Genomic DNA, 11,755 nt, shown 5'->3' with positions numbered 1-11,755 from the left:
CAGTCATTGCCTTTCTCTAGTCACGTGACGAATCTTTTATCCATAATATACCATTTGATTTTATGCTCTGTCAAGCCTCTATTCCAATTAATTTATTTAACTACATTGCCTACAATATTCAATACATCCCAAGTTCTAGCGAATGGTGGCGCATAACAAAAGTCCATCATTCCAAGATCGCTAGGAGTAAGCCCGGCATATATCGCAACTGCTAGTGCATTTACACGACCCACTACGCCAGATTTTCCAATGATTTGGCCGCCAAGTATAGCTTTGGTATCCTTATTATATATCAATTTTACATGTATATCAGATTGACCTGGATAGTAGCTAGTGTGATCTTTATCTGCAACCAATACCGCCGCATAATTAATTCCCAACTCCTTAGCTTCTCTCTCGTTAAGTCCTGTCTTTGCGATCTCCATGTCCAAAACTTTTAAGCAGCTAGAGCCTAGCGTTCCAGCGAATTCTACATCTTGACCTGCTAAGTTTTCTCCAATTACGCGACCTAATTTATTCGCACCAGTAGCAAGAGGTATATAAGCTTCTTCTTTTAACTTATGAGGAATCGTTGCACAGTCGCCTGCCGCATATACATCTGCAGCCGAAGTTTTGCCCTGCTTATCAACTATGATAGCACCATTTTTTGCCATTTTTATTCCTGAGTTAGCAAGAAACTGAGTTGCAGGCTTAACACCTGTCGCTATAACTACAATATCTGTATTAATTGTATCGTTTTCAGTAGTTCTCACACTTGCAATTCTCGCGCCCCTTGCCAGGATAGCTTCAACAGCGGTGTTTGTATGAATCTTAACACCTTTRCTTCTAAGCTCTCTTTCCAATATATCAGTAATTTCCTTGTCAAACGACTCTGTTAAAACTCGYTCCTCAAGTTGAAATACTTCAACATCTTTGCCCAAATGYTTCGCGGCATCTGCAACCTCTAGACCTATAAATCCTGCCCCTATTATAGTAACATGCTTTGCTTCTCGTATTTTTTTACGTAAAACTCTACCTTCTGATAAAGTTCTAAGCGTATAGGCATGCTCGATTAACGCAATCTTTGGCATAATCGTTGTAGCTCCCGTTGCGATCACCAACTTGTCATAGCTATCTTCAAAAACTTCTAATGTATATAGATTTTTTACTTGCAAAGTTTTCTTCGCTGTATTTACGCTTAAAACTTCGTGTCTTTCCTTAACATCAATTCCCGCTTCGCGATACTTTTGAGGAGTTCTCACTATCATTTCTTCTTCATTTTTAAAGAAATCTCCCACAAAATATGGCAATCCACAAGCCCCAAATGATACGTAGCTTGATTTTTCATATACTACAACTTCAGACTCTTTATCTAATCTTCTAAACTTAGCCGCCGCACTCATGCCGGCAGCAATTCCGCCAATTATAACTATTTTCATATTCAATTCTCCTTTTTAGGCCACTTCTTCAACAACTTTTTTTAAATCCATATTGTTATATGTTTCCATATTTATTTGACCCATAGTTTTATCTACAATAATAGCATTTACCATTGCACCAGAAACATTCAAAGCAGTTCTTGCCATGTCAATAAGAGGGTCAACAGCAATGATCGGGCTAACCATTGGGAATAAATGTCCCAAGCCTGTTCCAGAGAGCGCAACCGAGGCGGCCATGGTAGATGTACCAGGAATTCCCGCAATTCCAAATGATCCTAACGTCACAACAATAATACTCATCATGATAAAGTTTAGATCAAGAGCGATTCCATTTAGATTCGCTATATATACTAGCAACATAGCAGGGAAAATACCCGCGCACCCTTGCATGCCTGCAGTAGTTCCAAACCCTGCAACAAAACTGGCCGTTCCATCGTTAACGCCCATTTGCTTTGTGAGTGTTTCCACTGTCATAGGCAAACATCCTACGCTAGACCTAGATGTAAACGCTAAGATGATTACTGACAAACCTTTCTTTACAAACGCTTTTGGATTTATACCCATAATAGCCAATACTACCAACTGAATACCAAACATTATAGCGGCAGCTATGTAGAGCGCTATGATAAACATTCCAACTTCTAAAATACTTGCCAAACCTCTTTGAGCAATAGTTTTTGCCAGCAACGCTATAACCGCATAAGGCATCCATCTAATAACGGTCATCGCAATACTCATTATAATTTTGTGTAATGCATTTATTAAATCAAAAAACGGCTTTACAACATCCATATATTTTTTGGACATTCGCTTAGCCCCAAGCCCAAAGAACGCCGAAAAGATAACCAATGCGATTATATTTGTTTCCGCCATTGCTTCGATTGGATTTGCAGGTAATAAATCTAATAGCATATCCACAACATTTGTAACTGATCTCATTTTTGCAGTACCTTCTGCTACTGCGCCACCACCCAAACCAAAGGCAACTCCAACAACTAGCCCTAACACTACAGAAATAGCAACCATTATCGTTGTTACTATTAACGTTGTTCTTACTAATTTACCAAGCTGAATGCCTTCTTTCATATTGATGATTACATGAATGATAGAAACCACGATTAACGGAATAACTAACATTCTAATTAAGTCCATAAATCCATCGCCAAATAGGCTATACCATTTTGTAGTTTCTGCAACAAAAGTTACTTCCATTGGCGCATCACTAAAGCCTGACATTGCCTGAATGCCTATCCCAAGCAATAAACCTAGACCAGTGCTAATCAACATTCGTTTAGAAAAACTAATTTTTTTCTTTTGCAGTTGATTCATTACTACAAATAAAGCAATTAGCGCAACAATAAATATTAATGTCTGATATTGACTGATCATTAAAAATTGTGTAAAAAATGCTGAATTCATAAGCCCCTCCTTTTAAAAGAATTATATAGATTGACATGCTTTTTTATTATAATATAAAACATGCATAGTTGCAATATAATTATTAATAATATGTAACCAATATTATATTTTCATAAAAAGTGCGTTACAATCATATTGTTTAGATCTCAAATTTTAGCAATTCTCCCAAAAGTAACCAAATATAATTAGATCATCTTAGGAGAATCTTTGCGTACGCTATACATATTTATTAAACTTTAACTAATTTTCAACTGGTGAAATACCTCTTTCTGTTGCAAGCATTTCGCAAGCTAATTTAAGATGCGTTGAAACTGCCTCTGGTGCCGGCCCACCAAGCACGTTTCTGTCTAATACACAAGTTTTTATTGCAATGGCATCGTAGATATCGTTATCAAATATTTCTGATATTTTTTGATATTCTGACAGAGGCAACGTCTCCAATGTGTATCCGCTGTTTGTACAAATCAACACCAATTTTCCGATGATATGATGCGCATCTCTAAAAGCGACACCTTTCTTCACCAAATAATCTGCAGCATCTGTTGCGTTGGTAAAGCCGCCTGCCGCTGCGTCATACATCTGATCCTTRTTTACTGTGATGGTGCTTAGCATTTTTGTAAAAATAGGCAAAGCCATCTTAACAGTATCGAGACTATCAAACACGGCTTCCTTATCCTCTTGCATATCCTTATTATACGCCAACGGAAGCCCTTTTAATGTAGTTAGCAATGCGACAAGATTTCCATACACACGACCACTTTTGCCTCTTACTAACTCCGCAATATCAGGATTTTTCTTTTGTGGCATAATCGAGCTTCCTGTACTATAGGCATCATCCAACTCAATAAATTTAAACTCATGCGAATTAAAGATTATTAGCTCTTCGCTAAATCGACTCAGGTGCATTGCCATATTGGCACAGGCATACAAAAAGTCTAAGCAAAAATCTCTGTCCGATACACCGTCTAAACTGTTTTGACAAACTTCCTTAAAACCTAGCAACTGCGCGGTATAATTTCTATCTAATGGATACGTCGTAGTTGCTAATGCGCCAGATCCAAGCGGCATAGAGTCTGCCATCTCACGTGCAAATTCAAAGCGCTTATAATCTCGCTTAAACATTTCAAAATAAGCTAACAAATGATGCGCAAACGAAATCGGCTGAGCCCGTTGCAAATGCGTATACCCCGGCATAAACGTATCCTTATGCTGTTTTGCCATATCATAAATTGTTTGCAGCAGATCCAAAATCAGTTGCTTTATTTCCAGAATTTCGTCTTTTAGATACAACCTCATATCCACCGCCACTTGATCATTGCGACTGCGCCCAGTATGCAGCTTTTTGCCCACATCACCAATGCGCTCGGTTAGCAACGTCTCCAGTAGCATATGAATATCTTCGCTCTTTTGCGCAAGACTTACTTTTCCCATCTTTATGTCAAGTAGTAGCTTCTCCAGCCCTTGTTGTATTTGCTCACTCTCTTGAGGCGTAATGATCCCCTGCTTGCCCAGCATCTTCACATGAGCTATGCTCCCGGCGATATCTTGCTGATACATTCGATAATCAAACGATAGCGACGAATTAAAATGGTCGGTCATAGAATCCGTCGGCTTTGTAAACCTTCCATCCCATAGTTTCATCTATTTGCCCTCATTCTTTTGATGCATTAACGCACGTACTTTTGATGGCAACCCAAATAGCGTAATAAATCCATCGGCATCGTGATGATTATATAAGTCTCCGGTTGTAAAGCTTGCTAAATCTTCGCTATATAACGAATACTTAGATGCTGCACCCTGAGAAATAATATTTCCTTTATATAGTTTTAAAGTCACTTTTCCGGACACAAACCTTTGGGTGCTATCTACAAAAGCAGCGAGGGCGTCACGAAGCGGTGTAAACCATTTTCCATCATATATCAACCTTGAATATTCAAGCGCCACCTGCTGCTTATACTGATAAGTTTCACGATCTAGCGTTAGATGCTCTATCATCTCATGCGCATAATACAAAATCTTGCCTCCCGGAGTTTCATATACGCCTCTAGACTTCATGCCAACCACTCTATTTTCTACGATATCCTCGATTCCAATGCCATGCTTTCCGCCAAGTTTATTAAGCTCTTCTATAAGTTTGGCAGGAGACAAAGCTTGGTCGTTTAGATGCGTAGGCTCACCTTTTTCGAAGGTAATCGTAATCGTCTCTGCATTTTCTGGAGCTTTTTCAGGATAAGTTCCCAACTTTAAGAGGGTATCATAATTTGGCGCATTCTCAGGGTTTTCTAGATCCAATCCCTCATGTGAAATATGCCATAGATTTAGATCACGACTATAGCTTTCCTCTTTTTTCATGGGCACTGGCARATTTCTTTGTTGCAAATACTCGATTTCCTGATCGCGTGAAGTAATATCCCAAATTCGCCATGGAGCAATGATTTGTATATGCGGAGCCAGCGATTTTATAGCAAGTTCGAAGCGCACCTGATCATTTCCTTTGCCTGTACAACCATGACAGATAGCAACAGCATTTTCTTTGATRGCAATGTCAACTAACACTTTTGCTATTAGTGGTCGCGCGATAGATGTGCCTAGATAATAACGAGACTCATATATGGCTCCGGATTTTAGCATAGGAAAAATGTAATCTTTGGCAAATTCTTCCTTTACGTCTTCTATATACAACTTTGCGACACCCATTGCTTTTGCTCTGTCTTCAAGCCCARTAAGTTCTTTGTCCTGACCTACATTAATACATACGGCGATAACATCATAATCGTAGTTTTCTCGAAGCCACGGAACAATAACTGATGTGTCTAATCCACCCGAAAATGCTAATACAACTTTTTCTTTCATAAAAAAAACCTCCAGTTTATTCAAATTAAATTACCTGAATAAGTATAGGAGGTTTTGTTAAAATTTCAAGGCTTAATCGAGTTCTAATTTAATTACTACCGGAGAATCAGTTTTAATTTTTGGACCAATAACTGTTAGATGCTCATCRCACAATCTATACGAACATTCATCCTGRCCCAAAATCGAAACATTCTTGATAACAGCATTAAACTGGTTGCCTCTTTGTACTGCACCAAGAGTTTTGATCTGAACTATTCCATCTGCAGGCCATTTCATGGCAAAAATATACATATTCGTATCATTACACGTAAAACGGAAATCGGATGTTGTGTAGCCTTTATATTTCATGTCACTAAAATGTCCTTCTTCTGTTACGGTAGGTCCTTCACCAAACTTTCTCCAAGGATACGAACCATAAATAGCTTCCCCATTAACTGCAAGCCACTTTCCAACCTCTCGAAGGATATGCGCGTCTTCGTCTGGAATTGTTCCRTCTGCCTTAGGTCCAATATTAAGAAGCAATGAGCCGTTCTTTGCGACAACATCTACCAGAGTGGCAATGACTTCGCTAGGTGGTTTGTATTCATTGCCCACTGTATAACACCACGAATTTCGCGCAACAGACGTATCGTTTTGCCAAAAGTATGGCGAGATTCCGCTAAGCTGACCTCGTTCGATATCTTTTACAGCAGAAGTATGTGCAAAGGCATCGTTTTTATAGTTGATCGTAACTTCTTCTCCCCACTCATTTGCTCTGTTATAATAGTATGCAGCAAATTTCTTGAGATACGGCTTCATCGGCGCCACTTGTATCCACCAATCGAAATACATTATTTTCGGCTGATACTTATCTACTATTTCGCAACATCTAACCAGCCAGTCTTGCATGAATAGCTCATCCATATTCACCAAATTTACCGCACCGTGCGTACGAGTTTGTTCACCATCATCTAAGTCAAACAAATCTTTGTGGGAAGGCCAATACATATCGCCATACGGAAACTCAGTGGTAACAGGATTTTCTTCCATTTCGCGCATCCAGCCCATAAACCAGTAGTGCTCCATTCGATGCGACGACGCACACAAGGTCATATCCCGTTTCTCTACCGCACTCTTTAGCAAGCCAAGAGTATCCTTCATTGGTCCCTTCTTGCTGGCACACCAATCTGAAAGCTCRCTGTCATACATCTGAAATCCATCACAATGCTCGGCAACAGGCATTACAAACTTTGCTCCCGCTTGTTTAAATAACTCTGCCCATTCATCGGCATTAAATTTTTCGGCCTTAAACATTGGTACAAAATCACGATACTCAAAATCTTTACCATACACATCTCTATGGTGCGCATAGACGCCGCTGGCACCTCCAAAATTGCGATACATAAAATTCGGATACCATTCATTTTTAAACGCAGGAACAGCATAAACYCCCCAATGGATAAATATTCCAAATTTTGCATCTCTATACCAGTCTGGTACYTTGTGCTTTATCAGACTTCTCCAGTTATCCTTATGATCCCCAGCTGCAATAACCTTGTCGATTTCTAACAAGCGTTCTTTCAATTCTAATACATCCATAACACCCTCCTACAAAATATTACTTTGATATTCTATTTTTTAATATTTACCATACGTTTTTGCTGTCTCTACCATCACTTTTGCTTTATCRAAATTAAGGCACGCCGGATATTCGCATCCAGTAGCCAATACAAAGCCACCATCCTTGCCCAATATATCGATCATTTCTTTAGATTTTTCACAAACTTGCTCATCGGTTGCGGTCATAAGCCATCCCGGATCAATTGTACCCATCAGCACGACTTGGTCACCAAATTTCTCTTTTGTTTCTTCGTAAGATGAGCATCCAAAAGGAATGTGCAAAAATGAAATTAACGCTGGGTGCATTCGATTAATTTGCGCTTCGAAATAAGAACTCTGCCCGCAGTTATGCAACATCACTAAGCAGCCTCGGCTTCTAACGTATTCTGAAAGTTCTTGAATATACCCACCTTCAAACTCTTCCCACATAGCCTCGCTCATAATAGATGCAGAAGCATAAAGCGTGTCAAACATAATAGCATTTACGCCAACATCAATGAGTGCGCCACAAAATTCCTTGAGCGTTTTGGTGATCTCAATTAATGCGGGATGAATTTCTTCTGAATCGGTTATCAACTCTATAAACAAATCTTCTTGCCCACGCAACATACTCAGTATTCCGAGCGGACCAAAGACAAATCCTACAATTGGAACATCCTTGCCCTTCTTCTCAACCAAATACTTTGCCATCTCGATATGCTCACTCATTCTAGGAGTTTTGCGCGGATCCACAGCCTTAAGTGTTGCGTAATCTTCAACATCTTGGAGCAATCTATTATTATAATTTGGGCAAGCAGCCTTATCTTCAAAATACAGTATTTCTTGGCCAAAATCTGCCGCTTCTACAGATAAATCCACCAATGTACTAATGCAATCTAGATCTAGTTCTTCGGTAGTCTTTATAATAGCATCTGCACATTTTTTCCAATCTTTGGTCCACTCTTCATAATTAATTCCCAAGGCCTGTCGTGATACACTATTTATCAACGGATAAACTGGTACACGGTCTGCTCTTCTGTGTTCTAATGTTGCAACAATTCTTTCCATAGAGTTCATATTTATTATCTCCTTTTCAAATAGTTAATGCCTATATTATACCCAAAGCCTTGATAAGTTATTTCCAAAAACTTTTGGAAAATTTTAAAAATTTACGTATAAAAAACAAAAAATTGACTAATATTTATCATTAAGTATATATAAATAGGAGGCAATTATGAAAAAAATTTATCTCGCTGGAGGCTGCTTTTGGGGACTCGAAAAATTTCTAAACTTTATTGACGGTGTAACAGCAACTACCGTGGGATTCGCCAATGGTAACGTTGAATCTCCAACGTATAAAGAAGTTTGTACAGACGCGACTGGGTTTGTCGAAGCGGTAGAAGTAGAGTATGATCCAGATAAAATCGATCTCGACTTTTTGCTACAAACTTTCTTTGCYGCAATAGACCCAACCAGCCTTAATAAACAGGGCAACGACGAGGGAACGCAATATAGAACAGGGGTATACTATGTCGATCCAGCCGATGAGCCAGTCGTTGCAGCTGCCTTAGCAGAATTACAAGCCAAGTACGCTACCCCAGTGGTAGTCGAAAACTTGCCCCTACAAAATTATTATTTGGCAGAAGAATATCACCAAAAATATCTTGAAAAAAATCCYGGTGGACATTGCCATATAAGTCCGCAACTACTCGAGCTTGCAAAAAATGCTAAATTTGCTAAATGATAGAATGTAACGCATAATTCTCTAACCGATCAATTAGGGAATTATTTTTTTGATCGGTGACATAACAGTTTTAATACAACATAATGAATAGAGCAGAAAGGAACTTTTCTATGAACAAAAAATTTATAGCTTGGATTTTAGGCGGGTCTATAGTGACGGCCGCAGTGATATTGCTGTTGGTACCCAAAGAGCTGCCCAGTATGAAATTTATTCCGAACAAAAATTCGCTCAACAAGAAGAATCCGATAACGCCATTGCGTCCACAGAACGAAGAGGTAAGAGCCGTGTGGATTTCCAGTATTTGGGGATTAGATTTTCCGTATAATTCTATAAATCGAAATAACCCCGCAGCGCAACAAGCTGAGTTTATCTCATATTTAGATGAGCTTCAAGAAATTGGATTTAACACTGTTATGGTTCAGGTTCGCCCCAGCGCTGACGCATTATACAAATCTGCGATAAACCCATGGGCAGCAATACTTACGGGTACCCAAGGGCAAGATCCCGGATATGACCCGCTTGCGTTTATGATAGATCAGACACATAAGCGAGGTATGAAACTTCATGCCTGGATTAATCCGTATCGCGTCACTACCGCAGGCAAGGGGATAGACACTTTGGTCGCAACGCATCCCGCAAGATTAAATCCCGATATGTTAATCTCTCACAAAAATGCGTTATACTATAAYCCMGAACTCGATGCAGTAAAATCGCATATCGAAGAAACTGTAAAAGAAATTGTAACAAATTATTCTGTCGATGGCATTCACATGGACGATTACTTTTACCCCGCTTGGTATCCATTACCTGCAGGTGAAGATGGCAACGGCAAAACTGCAACTACCCGACGCAACCATGTAAACGATATGGTTAAACGCATTCACACTGCAATCAAACAGATCAAGCCGAATGTCGAGTTTGGAATCAGCCCCATCGGGATTTGGAAAGACTCTATTACAGATATTACAGGATCCGAAACCTCTGCAGGCTGGAATTCGTATTACGCCGTATATGCAGACACAAGAGCCTGGATCCAAAACGAATGGATTGATTATGTAGTTCCTCAAATTTATTGGGAAATAGACAATCCCGTCGCTAGCTACGAAGTGCTAGTTAAGTGGTGGGCTGAGGAGGTCAAAAATACCAATGTTGATTTGTATATTGGGCAAGGGATATACAAAGATGCCGTGGCGGAGGAGATCACCACCCAAATTCTTCTCAATGATCTATACCCAGAAATCAAAGGAAGCGTATTYTTTGCGATCAGCGATATCATTAGAAAAAATACTGGCAATGTACGAGGGCAACTAGAAGCGCTCTTTGGCACTGACGATCCCAATAAGCCTCTAAATTTGTTTATTGATACAGCAAAAATAGTGCCTTCTGCAGAACCATACTTGCTTAATGGCACCATGCTTGTACCTCTCCAAGACGTTGCCGGTGCGCTCAAGCTCTCCATAATATTTGATTCGGATACGCAACTRACAATTACGCAAGGAAAAACTAAAGCTCAGCTAGAAATCGGTAAAAATATAGCGTTCGTCAATGGAGTTTTACAGCAATTAGCCGCTCCGGTCGAGAAGGTTAACGATACCATAATGGTTCCCGTATATTTCTTGAGAGACTATTTACATGCAACTGTAACGTGGGCACCAAACACTCTCACTATTAGTCTAAACCACGACACACTCGCAAAGAAAACCGCTCCAATTTCTATCATAACTCAGTAAATCTTTATAGCAGCAGTGGCTTTTAAATCCTCCGCTGTTGCTACTATCAAATTGGCACACTTTTTGGTCTAGAGAATATCATTTAATATGTAGACTATTAAAAGGAGTGACTCACATATGAGATTGAACAAAAAAATCGCCGTACCCTTTGTTGCTGGTTCCATTCTTTCCACCGGAATAGCAGTATACTCTAATACTAAAGCCCCAGATACTGGAATTATTCCGCCCAGTCAAACTGTCGTCGCATCAACAGCAATCGAAACGCTAATGTTTATTATAGAAGAAATTAACATAATTTTAACTCAGCTCGAAGCTATTGATATAGAAACTGCCCACGCAGCCGTTGTTGGATATTTGAGCAATATTATTGAGCCATATGATGATATCGAAATTATTGTTACCGATATTGATTTTCAAAAAGCCTCTGCAGGAACTAAATATCATCCGACAGGTGCCGACGGGCAATATACCTATATTATCACGCTTATCGATGAGGAAACCGTTCTCACAACCAATCCTTGCGTTACACCAATTAGAGCTGCCGAATATATCGCATCGCCCGATGAGGAAATTTTAGCTTTGCTAGTAGCAGAATTTCAAAAATTGGACTTTGCCTTGGATGAGGTCACCGGTATCGCAGATGCCCTTGCACAAACCCAATTATTTGTACAGGAGTTTTTAACTGATACTGAGGGAATTTCTTTTACAGTAGAAATAGCCGATTACCTTGAAGCTGAATACGAAGCAGATTTGGATGGCTGGATTGATTTTGAAGTTGCATTTTTCTCTGGAGAAGAAGTTGCATCGGCTACTTTACATACTTTAATACCGGCTACTGTTGCGGCTTCAGCAGAAACCCAAGCAACTGCTGCTTATGCGCAACCAATATATATTGGCATTCCGTCTGGGGTTAAAAATTTTACACTAACTTTTAATTTGGAAAATGGCCAGTCTCAAGAAGTCGTTTTTATAATCAACGACTAATCACCGTTGGTAGTTGAGGGCACGCAATC

9 protein-coding genes are annotated in these 11,755 nt (G+C 39.5%); 3 read left to right on the top strand and 6 right to left on the bottom strand.

Going from position 1 to position 11,755, the window contains the following annotated elements; all coding sequences use genetic code 11:
• Positions 1-92: 92 nt before the first annotated feature.
• From EPU_RS05370 to EPU_RS05345, 6 genes are all read right to left on the bottom strand, one after another.
• Complete coding sequence (locus EPU_RS05370) at positions 93-1,418, bottom strand: CoA-disulfide reductase (RefSeq protein ID WP_029488070.1); 1,326 nt, start codon at positions 1,416-1,418, stop codon at positions 93-95.
• Positions 1,419-1,433: 15 nt separating this feature from the next.
• On the bottom strand, positions 1,434-2,837 hold the full coding sequence (locus EPU_RS05365; RefSeq protein ID WP_010167387.1) for a cation:dicarboxylate symporter family transporter: 1,404 nt from the start codon (positions 2,835-2,837) through the stop codon (positions 1,434-1,436).
• Between the two features lie 240 nt (positions 2,838-3,077).
• Positions 3,078-4,478, bottom strand: a complete 1,401-nt coding sequence (argH, locus tag EPU_RS05360; protein ID WP_029488069.1) for an argininosuccinate lyase — start codon at positions 4,476-4,478, stop codon at positions 3,078-3,080.
• On the bottom strand, positions 4,479-5,690 hold the full coding sequence (locus EPU_RS05355; protein WP_029488068.1) for an argininosuccinate synthase: 1,212 nt from the start codon (positions 5,688-5,690) through the stop codon (positions 4,479-4,481).
• A 72-nt stretch (positions 5,691-5,762) separates the two neighbouring features.
• A complete protein-coding gene (locus EPU_RS05350; protein WP_029488066.1) occupies positions 5,763-7,268 on the bottom strand; it encodes an alpha-L-fucosidase in 1,506 nt (501 codons plus the stop codon).
• Positions 7,269-7,307: 39 nt separating this feature from the next.
• Positions 7,308-8,345 (bottom strand): uroporphyrinogen decarboxylase family protein, encoded by a 1,038-nt coding sequence (locus EPU_RS05345; protein WP_029488065.1) that lies wholly within the window; start codon positions 8,343-8,345, stop codon positions 7,308-7,310.
• Between the two features lie 157 nt (positions 8,346-8,502).
• Here EPU_RS05345 and msrA point away from each other — a divergent pair, with 157 nt between their 5' ends.
• The 3 genes from msrA (at position 8,503) to EPU_RS05330 (ending at position 11,726) form a co-directional block, all read left to right on the top strand.
• The gene (gene msrA / locus EPU_RS11615; RefSeq protein ID WP_010167377.1) at positions 8,503-9,012 is read left to right on the top strand and encodes a peptide-methionine (S)-S-oxide reductase MsrA; all 510 of its coding nucleotides are present in this window, start codon (positions 8,503-8,505) and stop codon (positions 9,010-9,012) included.
• A gap of 110 nt (positions 9,013-9,122) precedes the next feature.
• Positions 9,123-10,742, top strand: a complete 1,620-nt coding sequence (locus tag EPU_RS11610) for a family 10 glycosylhydrolase (RefSeq protein WP_052296462.1) — start codon at positions 9,123-9,125, stop codon at positions 10,740-10,742.
• 117 nt (positions 10,743-10,859) lie between these two features.
• Positions 10,860-11,726, top strand: coding sequence for a hypothetical protein (locus EPU_RS05330; RefSeq protein WP_010167375.1), 867 nt, complete (start codon positions 10,860-10,862; stop codon positions 11,724-11,726).
• Positions 11,727-11,755: the final 29 nt, after the last annotated feature.

It is taken from the genome of Candidatus Epulonipiscium viviparus, from assembly GCF_000171335.1.
GTDB lineage: Bacteria > Bacillota > Clostridia > Lachnospirales > Cellulosilyticaceae > Epulonipiscioides > Epulonipiscioides viviparus.
Note: the sequence above shows the minus strand (reverse complement) of the source record. Positions and strands in the feature narration are given on the sequence as shown.

Coding starts and splice junctions, on each gene's coding strand:
- EPU_RS05365 (WP_010167387.1), bottom strand. CDS start 2,837: ATGAATTCAGCATTTTTTACACAATTTTTAATGATCAGTCAATATCAG.
- EPU_RS05330 (WP_010167375.1), top strand. CDS start 10,860: ATGAGATTGAACAAAAAAATCGCCGTACCCTTTGTTGCTGGTTCCATT.